This is a genomic window from Streptomyces sp. NBC_00523, assembly GCF_036346615.1.
In the GTDB taxonomy this organism is placed as follows: domain Bacteria; phylum Actinomycetota; class Actinomycetes; order Streptomycetales; family Streptomycetaceae; genus Streptomyces.
The window spans coordinates 5,072,238-5,097,103 of sequence record NZ_CP107836.1 but is presented as its reverse complement, the minus strand read 5'-3'; the positions used below and the strand labels follow the sequence as shown (position 1 = coordinate 5,097,103).

Below are 24,866 nucleotides of genomic sequence, written 5' to 3'. Positions count from 1 at the left end.
ACGGCTCTCCGGCATGACGCCCCCGGGCGCGCCCGGGGTGTGCCGCTCCCTCGTGGTCGATTCCACTGAGCACCCCGCGAGGAGTGCGCGCCAGTCGCGGCCCTCCGCACCTTACCGGGCGGCCGGGCGGGGTGCCCGGCGGCAGGCGAACCGACCCGGTTCCCACGGCACTTGGTCGACTCTTGGTCAATGCATGTCCCCTGCATGAAGCGTTCCTCGCCAGAGTGGCGCATTACATGTGCACTTCATTCGGCACATGCTCCGTACGCGAGACCCATATCGCAGGGGGTTGTTGTTTTGATATTCAGCCGCGCCGGACGACGCGCCGGGCTGAGCATGGCAGTGACACTGCCGTTGCTCGCCGGGGCGCTCGCCCTCGGGATGCCCGATGCCAGTGCCGATGCCGGGCACGGGGGCCGGGACGCGTTGCAGGGCACCAAACCGGCCTGGGCGACCGCCTCGGCCGACCAGGGGGCCGCGTCCGACAGCACGAAGGTGGCCGTCCGGGTGCACCTGGCGGGCCGGGACGCGAAGGGGCTGGCCGCCTACGCCGCCGCCGTGTCGGACCCGGAGTCGTCCTCGTACGGGAAGTTCCTGAGCCCCGCGCAGGCACAGGCCCGGTTCGGGGCCACCCCGGAGCAGATCGAGCGGGTCAGTCAGTGGCTGAAGGCCGGTGGGCTGACGGTCACCGGGGCGAACCAGCACTACGTCTCGGCCACCGGTGACGTCGCCGCCGCCGAGAAGGTGTTCTCCACCCAGCTGCGCAACTACCGCAAGGGCGGGCGCACTTACCGCGCCCCGGCCACCACCGCCTCGGTCCCCGCCGGGCTGGGTGACGCCGTGCTCGCCGTGTCCGGTCTGGACAGCGCCCCGCACACCGCCCGCCACGACGACGCGCTGCCGCCGCCGGACGCGGTGTTCCGCAACTCCGGTCCGTTCTCCTCGTACTTCGGGTCGAGGACGGCCTCCTCGCTGCCGAAGGCGTACGGGTCGAAGGCGCCGTACGCCGTCAAGGGCTACACCGGCAAGCAGCTGCGCGCCGCGTACGGGGCCGGGAGCTACACCGGCAAGGGCGTGACCGTCGCCATCACCGACGCGTACGCCTCACCCACCATCGCGAAGGACGCCGCCGAGTACGCGAAGCGCAACGGTGACGCCCCTTACAAGCGCGGCCAGTTGAGCCAGGTGCTCCCCAAGGAGTACACGAAGACCGAGGAGTGCGGCGCTTCCGGCTGGTACGGCGAGGAGACCCTCGACGTCGAGGCCGTGCACGCGGTCGCGCCCGCCGCCGACATCGTGTACGTGGGCGGCGCCTCCTGCTACGACAACGACCTGCTGGACTCGCTGAACAAGGTGGTCGACCACCACCTCGCGGACATCGTCTCCAACTCCTGGGGCGATGTGGAGGCCAACCAGACCCCGGACCTGGCGCTCGCCTACGACCACGTGTTCCAGCTGGGCGCGATCGAGGGCATCGGCTTCTACTTCTCCTCCGGTGACGCGGGCGACAACGTCGACTCGACCGGCACCAAGCAGATCGACGTGCCGTCCGACTCGGCCTGGGTGACCTCGGTCGGCGGCACCGCGCTCGCGGTCGGCAAGCACGACAAGTACCTCTGGGAGACCGGCTGGGGCACGCTCAACGCCCCGCTGGCGGCGGACGGCCGCAGCTGGGAAGGGTTCCCCGGCGCGTACACCTCCGGCGCGGGCGGCGGCACCAGCTCCACCGTGAAGCAGCCGTTCTACCAGCGCGGGATCGTTCCGGACTCGCTGGCGCGGGCGAACGGGAAGACCCGGATGCGCACGGCCCCGGACATCGCGGCCGTCGCCGACCCGAACACCGGCTTCCTGGTCGGGCAGACCCAGACCCTGCCCGACGGTTCGCTCGGCTACGACGAGTACCGCATCGGCGGCACCTCGCTGGCGGCCCCGGTCATCGCGGGCATCCAGGCGCTGGCGCAGCAGGCCCAGCACGGGCGGCCGATCGGATTCGCCAACCCGGCGATCTACGCCCGGTACCACTCGAAGGCGTACCACGACGTGACCGACCACCCGCTCGGCGCGCGCCGTGACCTGGCGGTCGTCCGGGTGGACTACGTCAACGGCGTCGACGCGGCGGACGGTCTGCGGACCACCGTGCGCAGCCTGGGCAAGGACGCCTCGCTGGCGGCCGTGCGCGGCTACGACGACGTGACCGGCGTCGGCACTCCGGCCGCCGGCTATGTGAGCTCCTACCGCCGGCGCTGACCGCCCGGCGCTGGGACGAGGCGTGGGGCCGGCCACCGATCGCGGTGGACCGGCCCCATGTCCATTCGTACGGGCACGCGTCAGGCCGAGGCGCGCTTCCGGGACGCGGTGCTCTTCGAGCCCGTCTTCTTCGCCGTCGTCTTCTTGGCGGCCGTCTTCTTCGCGGTGCTCTTGGTGGCCGTCTTCTTGGCCGCCCGCTTGCCCGTACCGCTGGACGTGGACTTCTTGCCGCCGGTGGACTTCGGGGAGGAGGCGGACTTCTTGGCGGCGCCGCCGGAGCCGGATGCCTTCTTGTCGGTGCCGGACGCCTTGTGGTCGGCGAGGTGCGTGACGCCCGCGACGGAGTCGCCCTCCTCGCCCCGGGCCTCCTTCGCGGCCTTGACGCTGCTCTCCAGGGCCGCGAGCAGGTCGATGACCTTGCCGCCCCCCTTCGCGCCCTTCTCGGCCGGTTCCGGCGCCTCGCCCGACGCCTTCGCGGCGATCATCTCCTCGACCGCCTCCCGGTAGTCGTCGTGCAGCGAGTCCATGTCGACCTCGCCGAGGGTGTCCATCAGGGCGTCCGCGAGGTCCAGCTCCGCGTCCCGGACGGTCACGTCGGACTCCGGGGCGACGCCCTCGGGGGCCCGGATCTCGTCCGGCCAGAGCAGCCCATGCATGGCGATCACGTCGTCCACGACCCGGAGCATCCCCAGGCGCTCGCGCCCGCGCAGGGCGTACTTGGCGAGGGCCACCTTCCGGCTCCGCTTCAGGGCCTCGCGCAGCAGGGTGTACGGCTTCGCCGCCGGGACCCCATTGGCCGAGAGGTAGTAGGCCGCGTCCATCTGGAGCGGATCGATCGCGTCGGCCGGGACGAAGGCCACGATCTCGATGGTCTTCGCGGTGGGCAGCGGCAGGTGGCTCAGATCCTCGTCGGTGATCGGGATCATCGTGCCGTCGGCGTCCTCGTACGCCTTGCCGATCTCGGCGGACGGCACCTCCTCCCCGTCCAGCTCGCACACCTTGCGGTAGCGGATGCGCCCGCCGTCCTCGACGTGGACCTGCCGGAACGAGATCGAGTGGTTCTCGGTGGCGTTGACCAGCTTGATCGGGATGCTGACCAGCCCGAAGGAGATGGCGCCGTTCCAGATGGATCTCACCGGTTCACCCCTTGTATCCGGAGATACGGAGAAAGCTGCGTTTTGCGTGTGATTCTTATCGTATGACGCCGATCACCGACGTGGAGGGGCGACGGCTGTCCCTGAGCAATCTGGACAAGGTGCTGTATCCGGCCACCGGCACCACGAAGGGCGAGGTGCTGCACTACTACGCGGCCACGGCGGCCGGGGTGCTGCTCGCGCATCTGCGGGACCGGCCGGTGTCCTTCCTGCGCTATCCGGACGGGCCGGAGGGCCAGCTGTTCTTCACCAAGAACCCGCCGCCCGGTACTCCGTCCTGGGTACGCCGGGCCCCGGTGCCGCACCACGGGAGCGAGCCGTCCGAGCAGGTGGTCGTGGAGGATCTGGCCTCGCTGATGTGGGCGGCCAACCTGGTGGTGGAGTTCCACACCCCGCAGTGGCGGGCCGGGACCCCGGCGGTGGCCGACCGGCTGGTGTTCGACCTGGACCCTGGGCCGCCCGCCACGGTGGTCGAGTGCTGCCGGGTCGCGCTGTGGCTGCGGGAGCGGCTGGCCGAGGACGGCCTGACGGCGTACGGGAAGACCTCGGGCGCCAAGGGCCTGCACCTGCTGGTCCCGGTCGTCCCCACGGACTCGGCGGTGGTGTCGGCGTACGCGAAGGGCCTCGCCGTCCGCGCGGAGAAGGAGCTCGCGGACCTGGTGGTGCACCGGATGCGGAAGGCGCTGCGGCCGGGCAAGGTCTTCGTCGACTTCAGCCAGAACGCCACCGCGAAGACCACCGCCACGCCCTACACCCTGCGCGCCCGCGCCGAGCCCGCCGTCTCGGCGCCGGTCACCTGGGCGGAGATCGAGGGCTGCCGCTCCCCCGGCGATCTGGTCTTCCTGGCGGACGACATGGCGGCACGGCTCGACCGGCACGGCGATCTGCTGGCCCCGCTCTGCGATCCGGAACAGGCACGACGGCTTCCGGACTGATCGGACGGACCCGCCCCGTCCATACCGTAAGTACGCGACTCTTGTCATGTCACAGGGCAAATGCGCGCCGGGGATGGTCGGATCGTCCGAGCGGTGGTGCACACTCTGCGCAGACACTGCGTGTGTGACGTCGGCGGGGAGGCGATGGCGTGTTCGCGGGGATCGAAGAGGTCGACTGGGCCTCGATGAAACATGCCTACGGACCGGCGGACGACGTGCCGGCGCTGTTACGGGGGCTGGCCTCCGCCGATCCGGCGGAGCGGGAGCGGGCGCTGGACGGGATGTACGGGGCGGTGCACCACCAGGGCGACGTCTATCCGTGCACGCTCGCCTGCATCCCCTTCCTCTTCGAGCTGGTCGCCGACCCCTGGGTGCCGGACCGGGGCGACATAGTCGAGTTGCTGACCAGCATCGGCGGCATCGATCTGGGCTCGGACGACGAGGACGAGATCGACGAGGACGAGGCGGAGGGCGCCGCGAACTACGCGATGGCCGCGGCGGCCGTCTCCGCCGGTGCCGGTGTCTTCTTCGGGCTGCTGGCCGACGAGGACCCGGGCGTACGGCTGAGCGCCCCGCTCGCGCTGGCCGCCCTGCACGACGACCCGGCCAGGGTGCTGGCCCTGCTGCGGGCGCGGCTGGCGGCGGAGCGGGACGAGGAGGTGCGGCTCGCCCTGGTCGAGGCGGCGGGGCGGCTCGCCCTGCGCCACCGGCCGCTGGCCGGACCGGTCGCCGACTGGTTCGCCCGGCTGGTGGGCGACCCCGGCCCGCCGGGGCTGCGGCTCGCGGCCCTGGCCCAGCTGGCGCGCTGCGCCCCGCACGCGCTGCCGGGCGATGTGGTGCCCGTGGTGACGGGCCTGCTGGGGCAGCTGCGCACCTCGGCCGCCGGTCCCGGGTCCACCCGGGCGCGCCCCGTCGAGCCGCCGGGCCCGGGCGCCGAGGCGGCCCCACTGACCCTGCGGGGCCAGCTGCGGGCGCTGTCCGCCGAGGAGACGGCGGGACGGGCCGCGCCCTGGACGGCCGATCTGCTGCGCACGCTGCACGCCGGGCTCGACGACCGGGTCGCCGAGCGGGTGGCGCTCCTGGCCGACCAGCTGCGCAGCCCCGACCCCTGGCAGCGCGTGGACGCCGTCCGCATGAGCGACCGGCTGATCGGCGGCCGCCGGGGTTCGTACGCGGAGCTGGTGCGGCTGGTGGGCGAGCAGCTGGCCGCGCCCGAGCCGAGGCTCGCCGAGTCCGCGGCGCAGCTGCTGGCGGGGCTGTCCGGGCTGGCCGCCCCGGCGGCGGACGCGCTGGCGGAGCGGGTCGCGGCGGACCCCGCGGACTGGGTGCGGACCTGGCCGGACGGGCGCACCCGGCTGGGCAGCGCGGCGACGGCCCTGGCCCGGCTGGGCGACCCGCGCGTCCTGCCCGCCCTGACGGCGGCCCTCGGCCACCCCCTGGTGCCGTCCGAGCTGGGGCCCGGGGTCGCCCGCCTGGGCGAGGCGGCCCTGCCGCTGGCCGGAGCACTGCGGCAGCGGCTGAGCGAGGCGGTGCTCGACGAGCGGGCGTACGACCGGGTGGGCCCGGTGCTGGTCGCGCTCGCCGCGCTCCGGGCGGGCGCGGCGGCCCCGGAGGTGCTGCGGGTGCTGCGCGGGGCCCCGGATGCCGGGGGCGAGCGGCTGCGTACGGCGGCGCTGCGGGCCCTCGCCGCCTTCGGGCCCGCCGCGGGCTGCGCCGTACCGGAGCTGCGCGCCCTGGTGCGGCGGACCGGCACGGTGGAGGCGGCGGAGGCGGCCGGGGCGCTGTGGGCGGTGGAGGGGGACGCCGACGCGGTGCTGCCCGCGCTGATCGCGGGGCTGGCGGCCTGGGACGTGGAGGCGCGGCGGGCGGCGGTGGGCACGGTGGGGCGCCTCGGCTGGCGGGCGGCGGCGGGCGCGCCCCGGCTGCGGGAGCTGCTGTACGACGGGAACGTGTGGCTACGGGTGGACGCGGCGATCGCGCTGTGGGAGGTTTCCGGTCGTGCCGAGGAGTCCGTCCCGGTGCTGCTGACCGCCTGGGAGCAGAACCACCGGGTCCGGGTCCGGGTCGCGGAATGCCTGGCGCGGACGGGACCCGTTGGTGCAGGGTCGGACGCGGCGCGTGTGCTGCTCGCCGAACTCACCTCCGTACGCCGTCACAACGCGCCGGAAGGCGACTGCGGCAGCCACGACACCTACACCGACGAAAAGCTGCTGGCGCTCTGCCGCCGGGCGCTCCCGGGGAACACGGGGAAGGAACCGACATGATCATTTTCGGCACGCGAGGGTATCTGTACCAGCTGGCGATCCTCACGCTGGTCTGCGGCTGGTGCGGGAACCCGGCGGCGCACACGCTGCGCAAGCGGGTCACGAAGTTCACGCTGTTCTTCGTGCCGCTGTTCCCGATCTCGACCTCGTACGCCACGCAGTGCACGTTCTGCGGCGGTGAGCAGCGGATACCCAAGGACCAGGCCGAGCAGCTGCTGGCCCAGCAGATGGCCGCACAGAGCGGCAACCCGTACGGCCAGGCGCCGCAGCAGGGTTACGCGCCCGGCGCCTCGGGGCCTTCGGGGCAGGGGCAGAACCCGTACCAGCAGTAGGCGGCGCCACCCTGACCGGGCATCAGCACTAAATACACATATGAGACTTCCTTCCGAATAGGGTCGGCTGGGTCGGCCCGTCCGCCCGCCCGGGAACGGAGGAAGTCATGCGTCTGCGGCTGCCCGCCCTGGCGACCCTGGGCATCGTGCTGCTGGCCGGCTGCGGCACCGGCGGGGAGCTGCGGAGCGCCGGGCGCACCCCGCCCGCGAACGGCCCGGTGCGGCTGTGGCCGTCCCTCCCGCCGGCGTCCGCCGCCCCCTACGACTACGGCGAGGGCGAGACCGCGCGTATCCCCGGCATCCGGGTCACCGGCGGCGATGTGCGCCGGCTCGACCCGGTGGCGGTGGTGCGGGCGGGCCTGAAGGTGCCGCCCGAGCGGGCCGGGGAGGGCGGCGAGCTGCCGGCCGGGACGGTGAAGCTGGTCGAGGCCTGCCGGTCCGCGCCCCGGACCTGCCCGGTGCTGCCGCCGTACTTCCGGGACCTCACGGGCGACGGCCGGGACGAGATGGTCCTCGCGGTCCGGATGCCCGGCCGCCAGCTGTCCGTCCGGGTCTACATGCCGGAGTCCGGCGGGCTGACCCGGATCATGTCCACGTCGGACGCGGTCATCAGCGTCCAGCTGGCCGGGCGCGACCTCATCATGCGGGCGCCGTCGGCGATCACGGGGTACGAGTACCGCACCGCCTGGTCCTGGGACGGGCGGCAGCGCGCGATGCTGCCGACGCAGGACGAGATCCTGCGCACCCGGGACGGCGGGCGGCGGACGCCGGTGCCGCGCCCCTCCGCCCCGCGCACGCCCCGGCCCACGGCCTCCCTGTCGGCGGAGCGCCGGTGAGCCGCCGGGCAGGGGCGCCGAGGCGGCGTTCGCGGCCGCGGCTTCCGGCCTGGACGGCGACGCTGACCTGGAAGGCCGCGGTCTTCATCACCGTGATGTGCTGCGTGCTCGCCGCGCTCCTGGGCGTCCTGGTGCACACCGCGGTCACCCGTCAGACCGTGGGCCACGCCCGCGAGAAGTCCCTCGCCCGGCTGACGGAGGTGTCGCGCGCGTACGAGGCGGGCGAGGCGCTGCCGCCGCGTTCCGGGGTCGATCCGCCGGGCCTGCCGGGGCCGTTGCGGGTGCTGGCGGCGGGCGGGCGGCGCGGGACGATGACCGGCCGGCTCACCGGGCGTCCGGTGATGTGGGCGGCGGCCCCGGCGGACGGCGGGCACGCGCTGGCGGCCTGGACCGACTACAGCCAGAGCGCCCGCACCATCAACGGCCTGGACGGGGCGATCATCGGCTCCTCGGTGCTGGCCATCGGCGCCACTCTGCTGGTCGGCGCCTTCGCGGTCACCCGGGTCACCCGGCGGCTGCACCAGACCGCGCGGGTGGCCCGGCGGATCGGCGCGGGCGACCTGGACGCGCGGGTGGACGACCCGCGCACGGCGGACCCGTCGCGGCGGCAGGACGAGGTCGCCGTCGTCGCCGGGGCGCTGGACACCATGGCCTCGGCGCTCCAGCGCAAGCTCCAGGCGGAACAGCGGTTCACCGCGGATGTGGCGCACGAGCTGCGGACCCCGCTCACCGGCCTGTCCGCCGCCGCCGAGCTGCTGCCGCCGGGCCGCCCGTCGGAGCTGGTACAGGACCGGGCCCGGGCCCTGCGCGCCCTGACCGAGGACCTGCTGGAGATCTCGCGCCTGGACGCCCGCACCGAACACGTGGACCTGGCCGTCCACGAACTGCCCCCGCTCGCCGCCCGCGTGGCGCGGGGCACGGACACCCGGGTCGAGGTCACCGGGGAGCCGGTGCGCGTCGAGACGGACCGGCGGCGCCTGGAGCGCGTCCTGGGCAACCTGATCAGCAACGCCCACCGGCACGGCCGGCCGCCCGTGGTGCTCACCGTCGACGGGCCCGCGGTGACCGTGCGGGACCACGGGGACGGCTTCCCGGAGTACCTGACATCGGGCGGCCCGCAGCGCTTCCGCACCGAGGGCGGCGGCAAGGGGCACGGCCTCGGGCTGACCATCGCGGCCGGCCAGGCCGAGGTGATGGGCGCGGCGCTCACCTTCGGGAACGCGCCGGACGGCGGCGCGGTGGCCCGGCTGACGCTGCCCCGGTACGAGGGGCCGGACGGCGGGGAGCGGCGCGAGGAGCCATGAGCCGCCCCGCACGCGCCTCGACATAACCGACATACCACCCGCGTCTTGCTACGTTGCGGGGCATGACCGCATCGACGGCGGACGCACCCCCGCCCGAGCTGCGCCTGCCCCGGCGGCGCGGCGTGGAACTCTCGCTCCTCATCGGGGCCGTCCTGATCTCCGTCTGCGGCTACGCCGCGGTCGGGCTCGCCCACGACGACGCGGTCCCGCCCGATGTCGCGGGGTACGGCGGCGGGCTCGGCCTGCTGGCGCTGCTCGCGCATCTCGCGGTACGGCTCCGCGCCCCGTACGCCGATCCGCTGCTGCTGCCGATCGCCGTCCTGCTCAACGGGATCGGCCTGGTGCTGATCTACCGGCTCGACCTGGAGACGCCGGGCGACCGGGCGGCGACGACCCAGCTGATCTGGTCCACGATCGGCGTCGCGTTCTTCATCGCGGTCGTGGTGTTCCTGCGCGACCACCGGATCCTCCAGCGGTACGCGTACGTGTCGGTGGCCGCCGCGCTGGTCCTGATGATCGTGCCGATCTTCTTCCCGGCGGTGAACGGGGCGAAGATCTGGATCCGGGTCGGCGGCTTCTCCTTCCAGCCCGGCGAGTTCGCCAAGATCCTGCTCGCGGTGTTCTTCGCCGCCTACCTCGCGGCGAACAGCAACGCCCTCGCGTACACCGGCCGCACGGTCTGGAGGTTCCAGCTGCCCACCGGCCGGGTGCTCGGCCCGATCGTGGCGATCTGGCTGCTCAGCGTCGGCGTGCTGGTCCTGGAACGCGATCTGGGCACCTCGCTGCTGTTCTTCGGGCTGTTCGTGATCCTGCTGTACGTGGCGACCGGGCGCCGGGGCTGGATCGCGGTGGGGCTGCTGCTCGCGGCGGTCGGCGCGTTCGTCGTCGGCTCGTTCGAACCGCATGTGCACAGCAGGGTGCAGGACTGGCTCGATCCGTTCGCCTCGATCGACGCCGGACGCGGTCCGGGCCAGCTCGCCCAGTCGCTGTTCGCCTTCGCGGCGGGCGGGATGCTCGGTACGGGGCTGGGGCTCGGGCACTCCGTACTCATCGGCTTCGCCGCCAAGTCGGACTTCATCCTGGCGACGGCGGGCGAGGAGCTGGGGTACGCCGGGCTGACCGCGCTCTTCCTGCTGTACGCGCTGCTGGTGGCCCGGGGGTTCCGGGCGGGGCTCTCGCTGCGCGACGCGTTCGGGCGGCTGCTCTCGATCGGCCTCGCCTCGATCCTGGCGCTCCAGGTCTTCGTGATCGCGGGCGGGGTGATGGGGCTGATCCCGCTGACCGGAATGGCGATGCCGTTCCTGGCGCAGGGCGGTTCGTCCGTGGTCACCAACTGGATCATCGTGGCGCTGCTGATCCGGGTCAGCGATCGCGCCCGCAGGCCCGCGCCGGACCCGGTGGAGACGGGGGTGGTGGCGTCGGTCCCGGCGGGCTCGTCGCAGTCCCCGGCCGAGGGGGACGACCGGTGATCCGCTACATCCGGCACGCCGCCGCCTTCTGCCTGCTGCTGCTCGTCGCGCTGCTGGCCAACGCCGCCCGGGTCCAGGTCTTCGAGGCCGACACGCTGGACGACAACCCGGCCAACCGCCGTAACACCATCGCCCGTTACGACCAGCCGCGCGGCAACATCCTGGCAGACGGGCGGCCCGTGACCGGCTCGAAGGACACCGGCGAGCAGCTGGCGTACGAACGGACCTACCGCTACGGGCCGCTGTACGCGCCGGTGACCGGCTACGCCTCGCAGACGTACGGCACCACCCTGATCGAGAACGCCGAGGACGGCATCCTCGCGGGCACCGACCCGCTGCTCGCCCCGCTCCCCCTGTGGGGCGAGGTGAGCCGGACCCAGCAGCCGGGCGGGGACGTCGTGACCACGGTCCGGGACGCGATGCAGCGTGCCGCGTACGAGGGGCTGGGCAACCGGCGGGGCGCGGTCGCCGCCGTCGAACCGTCGACCGGGCGCATCCTGGCCCTGGTCTCCACGCCCTCGTACGACCCCGGGCGGCTGTCCGGGACCGGCGCGGCCGTCACGGGCGCCTGGCGGGAGCTGAACGACGCGGAGAGCCGGCCCATGCTCAACCGGGCGATCCGGCAGACCTATCCGCCGGGCTCCACGTTCAAGATCGTGACGGCGGCGGCCGCGCTGGACGCGGAGGTCGTCACCGATCCGGACGAGGAGACCGACACCCCGTCCCCGTACGTCCTGCCGGGCACCTCGACCGTGCTGCCCAACGAGTCGCGCGGCTGCGAGAAGGCGTCCCTCGCGGACGCGATCCGGGTCTCCTGCAACACCGTCATGGCGCACCTCGGGGTGCGGGTCGGGCTCGACGGAATGGTGGACGCGGCCGAGCGGTTCGGCTTCAACGACACCGGGCTGAAGATCCCGTCCGGGGTGGCGAGGAGCAACTTCGACACGGAGATGAGCGACGACCAGCTGGCGCAGTCCTCGATCGGCCAGTTCGACACCACGGCGACCCCGCTCCAGATGGCGATGGTCGCGGCGGCCGTCGCCAACGGCGGGGAGCTGATGTACCCGCACCTGGTGGAGCGGACGACCAAGCACGACGGGGCCACCGTCCGCACCACGGGGTCGACGTCGTACCACCGGGCGATGAACCCCATGACGGCGACCCAGCTGCGGCAGATGATGGTCGATGTCGTCCAGGACGGTACGGGCGGGAACGCGGCGATCGACGGGGCGACCGTCGGCGGCAAGACCGGCACCGCCCAGCACGGCGTCGACAACTCCGACCTGCCGTACGCCTGGTTCATCTCCTGGGCGCAGGCGGACGGCGCTCCCCGCCCGGCGGTCGCGGTCGCCGTCGTCGTGGAGGACGCCGAGGCCGACCGCGCCGACATCAGCGGCGGCGGCAGCGCGGCCCCGATCGCCCGTGCCGTGATGGAGGCGGCCCTGGAAGACTGAGCCCATGGCCGATTCCGGGGAACTGCGCGCGGTGCTGGCCTCGATCGACCGCGAGGACCCGGGGCTCGGCGCCTTCCTGGACGTCTGGCCCGAGGAGGCGCTCGCCCGGCTCCCCGCCGCGTCCCGCCTTCCACTGGCCGGGCTCCCCTTCGCGGTGAAGGGCCCCACCGGCCTCCGCTCCTACGCGGCGCGGCGGCTGATCGCCGCGGGCGGGGTCCCGGTCGGCTCGACCTCCGTGCCCGGGCCGGGGACGCACTGGCAGACGTGGGGCCTCGGCAGGCACGGCCGTACGGTCAACCCCTGGCGCCCGGACCGGACCCCGGGCGGTTCGTCGGCGGGCTCGGCGGCGGCGGTCGCGGCGGGCCTGGTGCCGCTGGCGACGGGCAGCGACGGAGCGGGGTCGGTGCGCATCCCGGCCGCCTGGTGCGGGGTGTTCGGCCTGAAGACGACGAACGGCCTGCTGCCCTCGCCGGACCGGTCGGGGCTCGCGTCGGCCGGGGTGCTGGCGGCGTCGGCGGCAGAGGCGGAGACGTATCTGCGCTGCGTACTGGACGGGTACGCGGGTGTTTCGCCGGTGCTGCCGCTGTCCGCCGCCTACAGCCCGGACCTGGGCTTCGCCGAGACCGAGCCGGAGGTGGCGGCCGTGGTGCGGGGTGCGGTGCGGCGGCTTGAGGCGGCCGGGGTCGTGCGGCTCACCGAGGGTTTCGATCTGCTGGACCCGGCGGCGGCCTGGCTGGCGGTGCGGGGCGGGGACGTACGCCCGCCGGAGGCGGAGGTGCGCGCGGAGAACGACAGGCGCCTGGACGCCTTCTTCGCCCGGACGCCCCTGCTCCTGACCCCGGTCACGCCCAACCGTCCGCACGGCCACGAGGGTCCGGGCGCCACCTTCTCGACCGCGCTGACCTGGGCGTTCAACCTGAGCGGCCATCCGGCGGCGAGCGTGCCCGCCGGGTTCACCGGGGACGGCTGCCCGGTGGGGCTCCAACTCGTCGCCGCCCGGGGGCGGGACGCCGGACTGCTGGGTGCGGCGGGGGCGGTGGAGCGGGCGCTGTGGGGTCCGGGTGAGCCGTTCGCACAAGTACGCGGACGCCGTGGATGAGTACGTGTACTCAGGGCGGCCCGACGGCCGGGACGGCAGCCTTGATCCCGACAGCCACCCCCTGAAGGAGCGCCACGATGCGTACAGCCAGCCGTCCCCGTTCCCTGCGGACCACCGCCGCCCTCACCGTCGGCAGCGCGGTGTTCGCGCTGCTCACGTCCGCGTGCTCGACGGCGGACGCGGTCTGCTCCGGCGGCGAGTACCCGGTGCTGTACGTCGGCAGCACGGGCAGCGCCTGCGTGAAGGACGGCGAGGAGCCGCCCAAGGGGTACGCCCGCTACCCCGAGGGCAAGGTCCCCCAGCACGTGGACGACAAGTGGTGGACGTACTGGAACGAGCACAGCCTCGACAAGGACGGGAACATCATCGAGGTCTCGCAGTAACGGCCGGTCAGCCGGCCGCCGCCCCCGACCCGATCGGCTCGCGCATCTCCTTGCGGACCTGGGCCGCCTGACGGGCCGCCTCGGCGAGGTCCACCTCGTCGGGGTCCTGGAGCGCGGTCTCCTCGGTGACGACGGCGACGAAGGAGGCGGTGTTGTCATCGCCCCAGGCGCACATGGGCAGGGTGCTGGTGACGCCGCCGTCCTCGGAGCGGACGACCTCGCAGGCGACGGTGATCCCGTAGCCCGCGGGCGTGAACTCCCGCGCGGGCACCGCCACGGTCATGCCCTCGGCCTCGGCGGCGCCCTTGAGGATCGTGTCGCGGGAGAACTCGGGCTTCTTGATGCGGCCCCACATCCCCGACACGATCAGCGTCCCGCCGTCCTTCGACGCGTACTGCGTGACCACGGCCCTGGGGTCGCGGATGGTCGGGTCGTACGTCTCCTCGATGTCCTTGCCGTCCGTCGCCGAGGTGTCGGCCTGGAGGGTGTAGTCGCCCTCAAGCAGGGTCTTCGGCACGGTCAGCTTGTACTCGGCGGCCGGGAACCCGTCGGACCCGCCGGACCCGCTGGACACCGGCAGCTTGTCGTCGGCCTTGTCGCCCAGCTGTACGACGCCGAAGACGACGCCGCCCGCCACCAGGAGCGCCCCGGCGACGGCCGCCGCGATCACCCCGGGCCGGGTCCGCCGGGCCGGCGGCGGGAACCCGGGGCCACCGGGGGGCGCTCCCCACGGCTGGGGTGCGGCGGCCTGCGGGGCTCCCCACGGCTGGGGCGCGGCGCCCTGCGGGGCTCCCCAGGGCTGCTGCTGGGCGTACGGGTTCGGCTGGGGCTGCGGCGGGCCGTAGGGGCCCTGGGGTGCGCCGTAAGGGTCCTGCGGGGGCGGGGGCATGCTCATGCCGCACAAGCTACGGCATGCGCGCGCGACGCCTTCCGGGGCCTGCCCGGCCGGGGGCCGGAGGCGTCGTCGTGCGATTCTCGGGCCATGAACGACCACCGCCCCGTCTCCGTGGACTGCCCGCCGCCCGGCTCACTGCGCGCCGTGCCCGGCCTGGCCGCGCTGCTCACCGACTACCACCTGTGCACCGAGGCGGAGAAGGGCGCGCCCGTCCCCGACGCGTCCGGGCTGCCCGATCGCTACCGGTGGGAGACGGAGGACCCGGACCGCGCGTTCGCGGACGCCACCGTGCTCGTCGCCCGGGACGGCGGTGCGGCGGTGGGCTGTGTCGTGGTCACCGGCCCGGTCGACGGGGCGGCGGAGATCAAGCGGCTCTGGACGGACCCCGCCGCGCGCGGCCGGGGCGTGGCCTCCGCGCTTGTCGGCGCCGCGCTGGAGCGGGCCGGGCACGCGGGCGCCCGCACCGTGCGGCTCTCGGTCTGGCGCTGGCGCACCGGGGCCCTCGCGCTCTACGAACGCCTCGGCTTCGCCGTCGTTCCGTCATGGGACGAGCGCGCGGACCTCGTCTGCATGGAGCGGCCGCCCGCGTAGGGTCACCGCCCCGCCGCCGCGTCGATCGCGGCGGCGGGGTACGGGGTGCGCCGGCTCTCCTTCAGAAGGCTGTGGTGGAAGGCGTCCAGGGCGAGGGCGGCCGGGGCGTGGCGGTCCAGGAGTGCGGCGGCTTCGGGGGGTACGGCGGCGGGGCGGGTGCCCGCGAGCCAGGCCCGGAGGAAGGCGGCGTCGTACACCTCGTCCGACAAGTGGTGGCGCAGCAGGTCGCCCGCGACGTAATGGCGGTCGTACGCGCGGTGCGCGGCCAGGAACGCGGTCTCCTCGGCGGAGAGTTCGAAGGCGGTGCTGAGCGCGAGGCCGAAGTCGGCGAAGCGGATCGACCGGCCGTCGGTGAGCACGTTGCGGAAGTGGGCGTCGAAGTGGACGAACCCATGCGCGCCCATGAAGTCCGCGCCTCGTGTCAGGGCCGCGTCGATCCGGGCGTACGGCGGTGCCCCGCCGCCCCGCGCGGCGTCGGCGCGGCGGTCGGCCAGCCAGGACCCCAGGGTGTGCGGCACGTGTTCCAGGAAGAGGACCAGGCTCGCGGTGGACCGGCCGATGGCCTCCAGCCTGGTGCGTACGGCGGGGTGGCCCTCCCAGTGGGCCACGGCGCCCTCGATGCCGCCGAGCGCGTCCATGTACCCCTGCGGCGGGGTGTCGGGCAGGACCCGCCAGTGGTACGTCAGCGGGAAGTCCGGGTGGGCGCCGTCGAGGACCCAGCGCGTGGTGAGGATGTGCGCGGCCAGTTCCCGCCAGGCGCCGAATCCGGCCGAGCCGATCCCGTACTGGTAGAACAGCGGCAGCCCGAAGAGGTTGGCGGTGGACCGCACGTGTTCCGGGCGGAGTTCGAGGTCGGTGAGGGGCACCCGCTTCACGAAGACGCGGGTGCCGTCGACGTCCAGCTCCGCCGCCCGGCCGCCCAGGCCGGAGCTCAGCGGGGTGGCCGCGGCGACTTCCCGGCCGAGGCGGCGGTCGCTCAGCAGCGCGAGCCGGGTGGCCACCGCCGCGTGGACGGCCGCGCGGCCGCCGTCAGGCTTCTGCCCCATCGACCCCGCCCTGTGCGATCGCCTCGGCCACTTCCGCCACCCTCGCCCGCTCCTCCGCCTCGAAGCGGTCCTTGTCGAGCTGTTCGGCGATCTCCTCGTCCTGAGCCATGAGCAGGTCGAGGCTGGAGTCGCCGAGTTCGAGGACGCCCATGTCGACGTAGGCCTTCTGGAGCCGTTCGCCCCACAGGCCGATGTCCTTGACGCACGGGACGATGCGGCTGAACAGCAGCTTACGGAAGAGCTGGAGGAATTCGGAGTGCTCCGAGAGCTCCTTCGCCTCCTGCTTGCCGACGCCGAAGTTCTCCAGGACCTCGACCCCGCTGAGGCGGTCGCGCATCAGGTAGCAGCCCTCGATGACGAACTCCTCGCGCTCGCGCCGTTCCGCGTCGCTGAGCTGCTGGTAGTAGTCGCGCAGCGCCATCCGCCCGAAGGCCACGTGGCGGGCCTCGTCCTGCATCACGTACGCCAGGATCTGCTTGGGCAGCGGCCGGGTCGTGGTGTCGCGGATCATGCCGAACGCGGCCAGCGCCAGGCCCTCGATGAGGACCTGCATGCCGAGGTAGGGCATGTCCCAGCGGGAGTCGCGCAGGGTGTCGCCGAGCAGGCCCTGAAGGTTGTGGTTGACCGGGTAGAGCATCCCGATCTTCTCGTGCAGGAACCGGCCGTATATCTCCGCGTGCCGGGCCTCGTCCATCGCCTGGGTCGCGGAGTAGAACTTGGCGTCCAGGTCGGGGACGGCCTCCACGATGCGGGCGGCGCAGATCATCGCGCCCTGCTCGCCGTGCAGGAACTGGCTGAACTGCCAGGAGGTGTAGTGCTGCCGCAGCTCGCCCCGGTCCTTCTCGGTCATCCGCGCCCAGTGCGGGGTGCCGTACAGGGGCAGGGCCTCGTCGGGGGTGCCGAGCGGGTCGGTGGGGTCGACCTCCAGGCTCCAGTCGATGCGCTTGTTGCCGTCCCACTGCTTGTCCTTGCCCTTCTGGTACAGGGCGAGAAGGCGCTCGCGGCCGTCGTCGTAGTCCCAGCTGAAGCGGGCGGCGCCGGTGGCGGGCACGGTCCAGAGCGGTTCCTCGGGGGCGGTGGTGTAGAGGTCGTGGGTCGACACGGACGGCTCCTTCGCCTCGCGACTGCCGGGAAGTCGGCGGGCTCCCCGCTCAGTTGGCAGGTTCACACGTTGGTAGACGCGCGGTCAACAAGTCGCGCACAAGGGATTGACGGCCTTGCTGACAAGCAGTCTCATAGGGGGTGACCATCGGTAACCCATGGGTGAGGTGCCTCCGCGATGACGACCGTGTCCGAAAGCGACCTGCAGACGCTCCGCGACGCACTCGGCCCGCTGCGCGGCCGCGAGCAGATAGCCGAACGGCTCCTGGAGGCGTCCGCCAAGCACTCCTTCGACCCCGACAAGGAACTCGACTGGGACGCCCTGCCGGAGGACGGCAAGTGGTTCTGGCCGCCCGAGCTGGTCTCGCTCTACGACACCCCGCTGTGGCAGCGGATGTCGCACGACCAGCGGCAGGAACTCGCCCGGCACGAGGCCGCGTCCCTCGCCTCGCTCGGCATCTGGTTCGAGATCATCCTCATGCAGCTGCTCGTCCGGCACGTCTACGACAAGCCCCCGACCAGCAACCACGTCCGCTACGCGCTCACCGAGATCGCCGACGAGTGCCGGCACTCGATGATGTTCGGACGCATGATCACCTGGGGCGGCGGGCCCACGTACACCGTGCCGCGCCGCTACCACAACATGGCGCGCGTCCTGAAGAGCGTGTCCACGACGCCCGGTTCGTTCGCCGGGACGCTCCTCGGCGAGGAGATCCTCGACTGGATGCAGCGGCTGACCTTCCCCGACGAGCGCGTCCAGCCCCTGGTGCGCGGGGTGACCCGCATCCACGTCATCGAGGAGGCCCGGCACGTCCGTTACGCCCGCGAGGAGCTGCGCCGCCAGATGGTGACCGCGCCGCGCTGGGAACGCGAACTGGCCCGCGTCAGCTCGGGACAGGCCGCCCGGGTCTTCTCCGTCTGCTTCATCAACCCGCAGGTGTACGAGAACGTCGGCCTGAACCGCCACGAGGCGGTCGCCCAGGTCAAGGCCAGCGGACACCGGGCGGAGGTCATGCAGACGGGTGCCAGGCGGCTGACCGACTTCTTCGAGGACATCGGTGTCCTGAACGGGGTGGGGCGCCGGCTCTGGAAGAGCTCGGGCCTGCTGGCGTGACGGTGGGTGCGCTTAGGCTGGGTGTCATGACCCCAGCCGCCGCCGCGCCGCCCGGCCGCGCGTACCGAAGACTCAGCGTCGAGGAACGCCGCACCCAGCTGCTCGGCGCGGCCCTCACGCTCTTCGCGCACCGGCCCCCCGACGAGGTCTCGCTGGACGAGGTCGCGGCGGTGGCCGGGGTGTCGCGCCCACTGGTGTACCGCTACTTCCCGGGCGGGCGGCAGCAGTTGTACGAGGCGGCGCTCCGCTCGGCCGCCGAGCAGCTGAAGCTGTGCTTCGCCGAGCCCCCCGAGGGCCCGCCGACCGAGCGGGTGACCCGCGTCCTCGACCGCTATCTCGCCTTCGTGGACGAGCACGACGCCGGTTTCAGCGCCCTGCTCCGGGGCGGCAGCGTCGCCGAGACCTCCCGGACGACCACCATCGTGGACGAGGTGCGGCGCGCGGCGGCCGAGCAGATCCTGTGCCACCTGGGCCACGGCGAGCACAGCGAACCCGCGCCCCGGATGAGCATGATGGTGCGCACCTGGATCGCCGCGGTCGAGGCCGCCTCTCTGATCTGGCTGGACGAGGGCAAGCGGCCGGACGCCGCCGAGCTGCGGGACTGGCTGGTCGACCAGTTCATCGGCCTGCTGGCCGTCACCTCGTCCTCGGACCCGCAGACCGCGGCCGCCGTGGCCGCGCTGCTCCCGCTGGAGACCGCGGAGGGCCCGGCCGGGCGGCTGGTGGACCGGCTCGCCCCGCTGACCGGCGCGGTCGCGCATCTGCTGCCGCCGGAGTGATCGGTCAGACTGGCCGGGTGAGAAGTGAGAACACCGCCTTCGTCGGCGGCCCGCTGGACGGCCGGGTCCTGCCCGTCCTGACCGGCGCGACCGGCCACCCGCCCAAGTGGTACGAGGTCCCCGTCCCGGACGCGGCCGGCGGACCGCCCACGGTGTACGCGTACCGCAGGACCCCGACCGGTCACACGAAGCGGCTGGGCATCCAGCGGGGCTGGATCTACGAGTACGCCCCCGAGGGGCGCGAGCGGCCCCGGTGGCCGTGGTCCAAGCCGGGCGGTAAGCCGCAGGAACCGCCCCATTAGGGCCTGCCGTCCCGCTGCCGTCGTCGCCCGGAGGGCGGCCGGGCGGCGTCTGGTGCGTGCGATCGCAAGGCGCCGGGAAGTCCTCGTAGCGGAGCTACTAGGGCTTTTCGGCAACGCCGCGAGCGTGCGTGCCAGACGTCGCCCGGCAGACGGCAGCGGGACGGCAGGCCCTAAGATCGAACGTCTGGTCCCCGGGGACGGGACGGGACGGTCACAAGGGGGGATGCGCCATGGAGGCGCCGCGTCAGGACGAGCCACGCCGTTTCGGTCCGTACACCGTGCTGGCCCGCTTGCGTGAGACGGCCGCCGCGGTGCAGTACCTCGCGCACGGTACGGACCCCGCCGGGCTCGTCGTGGTCACCGCCGCCCGGCCCGGGCTCGCCGCCTCGCCCGCCTTCCGCCACCGCTTCGACGCGGAGGCGCGCCTCGCGGGCCGGCTCGCCGGGGGCTGGGTCGACGGGCCGCTGGAGACCCGCGCGGACGGGGCCGACGCGCCCTGGACCGCCGCGGCGTACGTCCCCGCGCTGACCCTGGCCGAGGCCATAGGGGCCGCGGGGCCGCTGCCCGGGCGTGCCGTGCGGATACTGGGCGCGGGCCTCGCCGAGACCCTGTCCCGGGTGCACGCCACCGGCGCCGTGCTGCACGGCCTGGCTCCCGGGACCGTGCTGCTCGCCGAGGACGGCCCCCGGCTCACCGCCTTCGGCCCGCTGGGCGCGGCGGCCGAGGCGTCGGCGGGCCCGGGCGGCCGGCTCTCCGTACGGCTCGGCTATCTGACCCCGGAACAGCTCGCGGGCGAGGAGGCGGGCCCGGCCTCCGACCTCTTCGTGCTCGGCCTGCTGCTCGCCTACGCGGCGACCGGGACGACCCCGCTGGCGGACGGCCCCCCGGCCGAGGCCGCCGACCGCATCGCGCAGGCCGCCCCGGAGCTCGGCGGTGTCCCCGACGAGCTGCGCGACCTGATCGCCCGCTGCCTGGCGAAGGACCCGGCCGACCGCCCCACGGCGGGCACGGTGGCCGCCGGACTCGCCCTGGAGGGCGCGTCCGCCCTGGCCGCGTCCGGCTGGCTCCCGGAGGAGCTGGGGGCGGCGGTGTCCGAACAGGGCGCCGAGGCCCGGCGGCTGGCGGCCGCGCCCGAGAATTCCGTGTCCATGAAGAACGCGTCTGTGGAGAACCCCGTGTCCGATCAGTATCCGGTGTCCGACGAGAACCCCTCGGGCGCCCGGGGCGCGCATGCCCCGAAGTCGTACGGGGACGTCTGGGACGCCGTCGCGCCCGCGCCCCGGCCGGCGCCCGAGCCCGAAATACAGGACGCCGTGCCGCCGCACGAGCCGACTCCGGTGCCCGCGTGGCAGCAGCCGACGGTCGCCGGGGGCAGCACGGTCCCGGACGCGTCCGCCGTGCCGGACACCCGGACCACGCAGCTCGGGGCGATCGGGCAGCCGGGGCAGCCCGCCCCGCCCGCCCAGCAGGGGCAGCCCGCTCCGTGGCCGGACCAGTCCGCGTACGGGTACCCGCAGCAGCAGCCGCAGCCGCCGTACCAGCACCAGGCTCCCCAGCCCATCCCCGTACCGCTGCCGCCCGCGCCCATCCCGAACGTCGCACCGCCCGCCGAGCCCCGGCGCTCCGGGCCCAGCCGGCGCGGGCTGCTGTTCGGCGCGGTGGGCGGCGTGGCCGGGCTGCTCATCGGCGGCGGGACGCTGTACGCGCTGACCTCCGGCGACGATGACGACAAGCCGGGCCCGGACCCGAAGCCGGCACCGACGTCGGGCGGGCCCAGCGTGGCGGGGTCCGCCCCGCAGCCCCAGTGGGTCTACAACCACCCGGACTCCGACCCGCTCCCCCGGACCGCCGCGGTCTGGAAGAACCGGCTGCTGGTCCTCACCGACGACAGCCAGGCCAGCGCCGTCGATCTGCGGACCGGCCGCAGGCTGTGGCAGAACGCGGACGGCGCGAAGGGCCAGGCGGCGCTGGCCGCGGGCGACGAGTTCTGCTTCGTCGCGACGCCGACGGAGTTCCTGTGGCTGTCGGCGAAGGACGGCAAGGCCGCCCACCGGGTTCCGTTCTCCGACGGCTTCCAGGGCGTGCCCGGCATGACGATCCGCACGCTGATCGGGTCGGAGGGCGCGACCATCTGGTTCACCGGCTCGCACCGGACCACCGTGAAGGCGCCGAAGCCGAAGAAGGGCCAGAAGCCCGGCAAGGACCAGCAGGTCGTCAAGTCCTACCTGTTCGGCTACGACATCGTGCAGCGCAAGGAGCTGTGGCGGACCCCGGTGCCCAACGCGGTGGGCCCGATCGCGCCCGTGCTCCGCCTGATCGCGATCCGGCCGGACGCCATCGTCGTACGGCAGGAACGTCTGACGCTCACCCCGGCCGACCTGAAGGCAGCGAAGAACAAGGGCGTCTTCCGCAGCTACGACCGCAAGACCGGCAAGGTCCAGTGGACCCGGCAGTTCGGCAACGTCAACCTCGGCGGGGCGGCGGTCGGCGACAAGGACGGCATGCTGTACGCGGCCGAGGGCAGCGGCCTGCGCGCCTTCGAGACCCCCGGCGGCAAGGCCCGGTGGACGCTGAAGGCCACCACGAACGGCTCCGTCTTCGGCCCGTCGCTCACGGCGGGCGATGTGCTGTACACCACGAACCGCAACCACATGGTCGGGGCGGTCGACCGCAAGAGCGGGAAGCCGGCGTGGCAGCGCTCCACGGAGGCGGCGGGGACCGGCTCCGCCGTGCTCTCCGTCAGCTCCACCGGCGACACCCTGCTCGCGGCCGACACCGGCCAGGTCACCGCCTTCTCGACCTCGGACGGCAAGCGGCTCTGGAAGTTCCAGGACATCGGCGACCAGGGCCCGGAGGGCGAGACCGTCAACGCCGGCTACCAGGTGCTGGCGTACGACAAGACGGCGGTCGTCCGGCGCGGCCGCAACGCGTACGCCTTCCCGGTCGCCTGACGGCACCTCCCGGCCCGCCACCCGCCGCCTTCCGGGCGAAATCCGGAGGGCGGCGGGGGCCTCCACGGCCGTGGCTTCTTGCATCGCCCCGTCGCACGGGTGAGCGTATGGACGCATTGCGCTCACTCATGGGGTAGTCGCACGATTCACCCCGGTTCCGGAGGTGATGTCGTGTCGTCGGGCACCCTGGTGCGTTCCCTCGGTACGGCGGCGCTGGCCGCCGTCGTCGTGGTCTCACCCGCCACCGCCGTAGCGGCCCCCTCGCCCCCGCCACCCGCACCCGGCGCTCCGGCCGCCGGGGTCGCCGGGCTGCTGACCGAGTTGCAGCGCCTCTACCAGCAGGCCGAACAGGCCACCGAGACGTACAACGGCACGACGGCCGAGCTGAAGAAGCGGGCCGCGCAGGCGAAGAAGCTCGACGCGGCCCTCGTCACCGCACGCCGCTCGCTGACCAGGGGCCGGGACGCCGCCGGGCAGCTGGCCCGCGAGCAGTACCAGGGCCGGTCCGAGCTCTCCGCGTATCTGCGGCTGCTCCTGATGCGCGACCCCGAGGCCGCCCTGACCCAGGGCCAGGTCATCCAGCGCCTCGCCGCCGGGCGGATGGCGGCCGTGCAGCGGCTCGGCGCGGCCGAGAAGCGGGCGGACCAGCTGGCGAAGGAGTCCCGCAAGGTCCTCGCCGAGCAGCGGACCCTGGCCGCGCGGAAGAAGAAGGACCGCGACACCGTGCGCACCCGGCTGAAACAGGTGGAGGCGAAGCTCGCCTCGCTCAGCGCCGACCAGCTCGCCGACGTCTCGGGGCTGGAGCGGAAGAACACGGACCAGGCCCAGAGCGCCCTGGTGGCCTCCGGCGCGCTCTCCTCGTCCCGCCCGCCGACCGCCCAGGGCGGCGAGGCCGTCGGGTACGCGGTCCGGCAGATCGGCAAGCCGTACGTGTGGGGCGCGGAGGGTCCGGGTTCGTTCGACTGCTCCGGGCTCACCTCGCAGGCGTGGGCGAGCGCCGGCCGCGTCATTCCGCGCACCTCGCAGGAGCAGTGGCGGCAGCTGACCAGGGTCCCGATGAACGCGCTGCGCCCCGGCGACCTGGTGGTCTACTTCCCGGAGGCGACCCATGTGGCGCTGTACATCGGCAACGGCCTGGTGGTGCAGGCGCCCCGCCCCGGCACCAGCGTGAAGGTCTCGCCCGTGGCGTCCAACCCGGTGCTCGGCGCGGTCCGGCCCGACCCGGACAGCACGCCGCTCGCCTCGTACCAGGGCCCGGAACTGCCCAAGGGAGCGACGGACGGTTCGGACGAGGGGTACGGCGCCTCCTCGGCCCCGGGCGCGTGACGGCCGGGGCCGGGAAGCCGCGGGCTCAGGCGGCCGGGCCCGCCACCGAGGCGAGGTAGGCGTCGGCCTTCTCGGGCTCGAAGAAGAAGTTCTCGAAGTCGGCCGGGTCGTTGAAGCCGTTGGCGAAGCGGTCCGCGACCGGCTGGAGCTGTCCGGCGGCGCCGATCAGGTTCAGCACGTGCTCCGGCGGGACGCCGAGCATGGCGTTGGTCCACTTGGTGACGTGCTGGGCGGTGTCCCAGTACCGGTCGAACGTGGCCTGCATCCACGCCTCGTCGAACGCGCGGTCGCCGTGCTCCACGATCGCGTCGAGGTAGGCGGCGGCGCACTTGGACGCCGAGTTGGAGCCCTGGCCGGTGATCGGGTCGTTGGCGACGACGACGTCCGCGACGCCGAGCACCAGGCCGCCGCCGGGCAGCCGGCCGACCGGCTTGCGGACGGTGGGGGCGTAGCGGCCGGCGAGGGTGCCGTTGGCGTCGGTCAGCTCGACCTTGGTGGCGCGGGCGTACTCCCAGGGCGTGAACCGCTCCATCAGCTCCAGGGTCTTCGCCAGGTGCTCGGAGGGGTCCTTGACGCCCTGGAACGCGTCGAGCGGCCCGCCCGGGACGCCCTCCCAGAACAGGATGTCGGCGCGGCCGGAGGTGGTCAGGGTCGGCATCACGAAGAGCTCGCCGACGCCCGGGACCAGGTTGCAGCGGACCGCGTCGAACTCCGGGTGCTCCGGGCGCGGGCCCATGCCGTGGACGTAGGCGACGGCCAGCGCGCGCTGCGGGGCGTCGAACGGCGAACGGGAGGCGTCCCGGCCGAACATCGAGACCAGCTCACCCTTGCCCGCGGCGACCATCACCAGGTCGTAGGTGCGGGAGAAGTAGTCCAGGTCGGAGACGGCCGCGCCGTGGATGACGAGCTGTCCGCCGCGCTGGGCGAAGGTGTCCATCCAGCCGGCCATCTTGACGCGCTGGTCCACGGACTGGGCGTATCCGTCGAGCTTGCCGACCCAGTCGACGGCCCGCGAGGAGTCGGGGGCGGCGACCGAGACGCCGAGGCCCTCGATGCGGGGGGCCTGGGACTCCCAGAAGTTGAGCTGGAGGTCCCGCTCGTGCTGGAGCGCGGTGTGGAACATGCACTGCGTGGACATGACCCGCCCGGAGCGGATCTCGTCGGCGGTGCGGTTGGACATCAGGGTGACTTCGTACCCCTTGGACTGAAGTCCCAGGGCGAGCTGGAGCCCGGACTGACCGGCTCCGACTATCAGTATCTTCCGCATCGCGGTTCTCCGTTGTG

General features: G+C 73.7%; 21 protein-coding genes. 16 read left to right on the top strand and 5 right to left on the bottom strand.

All coding sequences use genetic code 11. From position 1 onward, the window contains the following. Positions 1 to 336 precede the first annotated feature (336 nt). Positions 337 to 2,247, top strand: a complete 1,911-nt coding sequence (locus OHS17_RS23320; RefSeq protein WP_330313725.1) for a S53 family peptidase — start codon at positions 337 to 339, stop codon at positions 2,245 to 2,247. An 80-nt stretch (positions 2,248 to 2,327) separates the two neighbouring features. Here OHS17_RS23320 and ku read toward each other — a convergent pair whose 3' ends face one another. Further along, entirely contained in the window at positions 2,328 to 3,383 is a 1,056-nt protein-coding gene (gene ku / locus OHS17_RS23315) for a non-homologous end joining protein Ku (protein WP_330313724.1), read from the bottom strand. A gap of 62 nt (positions 3,384 to 3,445) precedes the next feature. Between ku and ligD the strand changes: the two genes are divergently transcribed. The 9 genes from ligD (at position 3,446) to OHS17_RS23270 (ending at position 13,477) form a co-directional block, all read left to right on the top strand. After that, entirely contained in the window at positions 3,446 to 4,336 is an 891-nt protein-coding gene (ligD, locus tag OHS17_RS23310; RefSeq protein WP_330313723.1) for a non-homologous end-joining DNA ligase, read from the top strand. A 149-nt stretch (positions 4,337 to 4,485) separates the two neighbouring features. Then, positions 4,486 to 6,600 carry a PBS lyase gene (locus OHS17_RS23305; RefSeq protein WP_330313722.1) on the top strand — a complete coding sequence of 705 codons (2,115 nt, stop codon included), beginning with the start codon at positions 4,486 to 4,488 and terminating at the stop codon, positions 6,598 to 6,600. Further along, a complete protein-coding gene (locus OHS17_RS23300; protein WP_330313721.1) occupies positions 6,597 to 6,932 on the top strand; it encodes a zinc-ribbon domain-containing protein in 336 nt (111 codons plus the stop codon). Before OHS17_RS23305 ends, OHS17_RS23300 begins: the two co-directional genes overlap by 4 nt. A 107-nt stretch (positions 6,933 to 7,039) precedes the next feature. Next, positions 7,040 to 7,768 (top strand): hypothetical protein, encoded by a 729-nt coding sequence (locus tag OHS17_RS23295; RefSeq protein WP_330313720.1) that lies wholly within the window; start codon positions 7,040 to 7,042, stop codon positions 7,766 to 7,768. After that, positions 7,765 to 9,072, top strand: a complete 1,308-nt coding sequence (locus OHS17_RS23290; protein ID WP_330313719.1) for a HAMP domain-containing sensor histidine kinase — start codon at positions 7,765 to 7,767, stop codon at positions 9,070 to 9,072. Before OHS17_RS23295 ends, OHS17_RS23290 begins: the two co-directional genes overlap by 4 nt. A gap of 62 nt (positions 9,073 to 9,134) precedes the next feature. After that, a complete protein-coding gene (locus OHS17_RS23285) occupies positions 9,135 to 10,541 on the top strand; it encodes an FtsW/RodA/SpoVE family cell cycle protein (RefSeq protein WP_330313718.1) in 1,407 nt (468 codons plus the stop codon). Then, positions 10,538 to 11,995, top strand: coding sequence for a penicillin-binding transpeptidase domain-containing protein (locus tag OHS17_RS23280; protein ID WP_330313717.1), 1,458 nt, complete (start codon positions 10,538 to 10,540; stop codon positions 11,993 to 11,995). The genes OHS17_RS23285 and OHS17_RS23280 overlap by 4 nt, the downstream gene beginning before the upstream one ends. A gap of 4 nt (positions 11,996 to 11,999) precedes the next feature. Continuing rightward, complete coding sequence (locus tag OHS17_RS23275; RefSeq protein ID WP_330313716.1) at positions 12,000 to 13,094, top strand: amidase; 1,095 nt, start codon at positions 12,000 to 12,002, stop codon at positions 13,092 to 13,094. Positions 13,095 to 13,171: 77 nt separating this feature from the next. After that, positions 13,172 to 13,477 carry an SCO0607 family lipoprotein gene (locus OHS17_RS23270; RefSeq protein ID WP_330313715.1) on the top strand — a complete coding sequence of 102 codons (306 nt, stop codon included), beginning with the start codon at positions 13,172 to 13,174 and terminating at the stop codon, positions 13,475 to 13,477. A 7-nt stretch (positions 13,478 to 13,484) separates the two neighbouring features. Here OHS17_RS23270 and OHS17_RS23265 read toward each other — a convergent pair whose 3' ends face one another. Next, positions 13,485 to 14,372: a hypothetical protein gene (locus OHS17_RS23265; protein ID WP_330313714.1), complete on the bottom strand. Its 888-nt coding sequence runs from the start codon at positions 14,370 to 14,372 to the stop codon at positions 13,485 to 13,487. Between the two features lie 87 nt (positions 14,373 to 14,459). On the opposite strand from OHS17_RS23265, the gene OHS17_RS23260 reads away from it, so the two are divergent. Then, the gene (locus OHS17_RS23260) at positions 14,460 to 14,963 is read left to right on the top strand and encodes a GNAT family N-acetyltransferase (RefSeq protein WP_330313713.1); all 504 of its coding nucleotides are present in this window, start codon (positions 14,460 to 14,462) and stop codon (positions 14,961 to 14,963) included. A 2-nt stretch (positions 14,964 to 14,965) separates the two neighbouring features. On the opposite strand, the gene OHS17_RS23255 is transcribed toward OHS17_RS23260, so the two are convergent. After that, positions 14,966 to 16,009 (bottom strand): protein kinase family protein, encoded by a 1,044-nt coding sequence (locus OHS17_RS23255; protein ID WP_330313712.1) that lies wholly within the window; start codon positions 16,007 to 16,009, stop codon positions 14,966 to 14,968. Then, positions 15,993 to 17,111 carry a ferritin-like domain-containing protein gene (locus tag OHS17_RS23250; protein WP_330313711.1) on the bottom strand — a complete coding sequence of 373 codons (1,119 nt, stop codon included), beginning with the start codon at positions 17,109 to 17,111 and terminating at the stop codon, positions 15,993 to 15,995. The genes OHS17_RS23255 and OHS17_RS23250 overlap by 17 nt, the downstream gene beginning before the upstream one ends. 177 nt (positions 17,112 to 17,288) lie before the next feature. Here OHS17_RS23250 and OHS17_RS23245 point away from each other — a divergent pair, with 177 nt between their 5' ends. The 5 genes from OHS17_RS23245 to OHS17_RS23225 all read left to right on the top strand — a co-directional run bounded on the left by OHS17_RS23245 (position 17,289) and on the right by OHS17_RS23225 (position 23,582). Continuing rightward, on the top strand, positions 17,289 to 18,224 hold the full coding sequence (locus OHS17_RS23245) for an AurF N-oxygenase family protein (RefSeq protein WP_161207601.1): 936 nt from the start codon (positions 17,289 to 17,291) through the stop codon (positions 18,222 to 18,224). Between the two features lie 26 nt (positions 18,225 to 18,250). Next, positions 18,251 to 19,003 (top strand): TetR/AcrR family transcriptional regulator, encoded by a 753-nt coding sequence (locus OHS17_RS23240; RefSeq protein WP_330313710.1) that lies wholly within the window; start codon positions 18,251 to 18,253, stop codon positions 19,001 to 19,003. A gap of 17 nt (positions 19,004 to 19,020) precedes the next feature. Next, complete coding sequence (locus OHS17_RS23235) at positions 19,021 to 19,305, top strand: hypothetical protein (protein WP_330313709.1); 285 nt, start codon at positions 19,021 to 19,023, stop codon at positions 19,303 to 19,305. Between the two features lie 230 nt (positions 19,306 to 19,535). Then, a complete protein-coding gene (locus OHS17_RS23230; protein ID WP_330313708.1) occupies positions 19,536 to 22,256 on the top strand; it encodes an outer membrane protein assembly factor BamB family protein in 2,721 nt (906 codons plus the stop codon). Positions 22,257 to 22,427: 171 nt separating this feature from the next. After that, positions 22,428 to 23,582 (top strand): C40 family peptidase, encoded by a 1,155-nt coding sequence (locus tag OHS17_RS23225; RefSeq protein WP_330313707.1) that lies wholly within the window; start codon positions 22,428 to 22,430, stop codon positions 23,580 to 23,582. 25 nt (positions 23,583 to 23,607) lie between these two features. Here OHS17_RS23225 and OHS17_RS23220 read toward each other — a convergent pair whose 3' ends face one another. Beyond that, positions 23,608 to 24,849 carry a styrene monooxygenase/indole monooxygenase family protein gene (locus tag OHS17_RS23220; RefSeq protein WP_330313706.1) on the bottom strand — a complete coding sequence of 414 codons (1,242 nt, stop codon included), beginning with the start codon at positions 24,847 to 24,849 and terminating at the stop codon, positions 23,608 to 23,610. Positions 24,850 to 24,866: the final 17 nt, after the last annotated feature.